The organism is Pedobacter sp. UBA4863 (assembly GCF_002399615.1).
Lineage (GTDB): Bacteria > Bacteroidota > Bacteroidia > Sphingobacteriales > Sphingobacteriaceae > Pedobacter.
In genome coordinates this window covers 511-1576 of the sequence record NZ_DHDZ01000036.1, presented here as the reverse complement: position 1 = coordinate 1576, position 1066 = coordinate 511, and positions in this window count along the sequence as shown.

Sequence of the window (1066 nt, the reverse complement as noted above, 5' to 3'; positions counted from 1 at the left end):
ATATCAACTATTTATTGTTTTATGGATAATACACTACGGGTAGAATAAATAATGTACCGCTCGAATTTTCTGGCAAGACCTTATCCTGTAACACATTTTGTACGGCCTTTTCTGCCCCGCCACACTCCTATTCTATACGCACGTGAGCGTCTTAAAAGCATAAAGCCCGATACTAACTACATTAAGAGCCTTTAAAACTAGTTTTCTTCCTATCTTTTATGGCTTTCATACGGGCTTCATTCAAGTTTCATTCGGATTAATTTCGATTGAAACCTGAATAATATCCGTATAATATCCGAATGAAACCCGAATAAAATATAATGTTTCAAATGGAAAAGCACATTTGAGATATTTAAAATTTTATGCTTAAAAGGCATCTCAAGAATGTTAGCAACTTAAAACCTGTTTGTATGTATGGGCGACGGGGATTCCGTTCTCTGCAGGTGGGCAACGTTTCCGCTATAGGCTTGTCATTAAGTTAATGTGTTGGGATTAAGCAGTATATTTCGTCTCAGATAACGGGCATTTAAACGTATTTTTTTAGCTCGCCGCCGCTGGGCTCTTACTTTTTCTCAGATTTTTTAATTGTTTTTAATGGCCTTCGAGCTTGCTTCGCAGGTTGGCCGCAAAAAGTAACAAAACCGTAGTGAAACGGAGTTCATCAGCTTTGCTGATAAACTCTCAGTTGCTTATTTATTCAGCTGTTATTAGTATTCCTATTTGTCTTCATGCTTGCTCCGCAGGTTTCTTTCAAGGAATTGCTTTGGCTTATCGGTGCAATCCGAAAACCGCGTAAGCGCTCTTAAACACCCATAGAAATAAATAAATAAATTGTGAGAAAATAAGAGGCCGAAAATTAGCTGAACGTAGATTTGAGGGGCTATCGCCAGCAAATATCTTATTTCTCTTATCCCGAACTCACGTTAAGTTAAGAAAGTTTAGTCCGTTGACGTCCTCGCCAACGGACGCAAAATTAAGCGTTGGCGGGGACGCCAACGCTTAACTTAATGACATTGCCCTATAGGCGAGTGTCTCCACTCGCATAAGTATTATTTATTTTCACGTA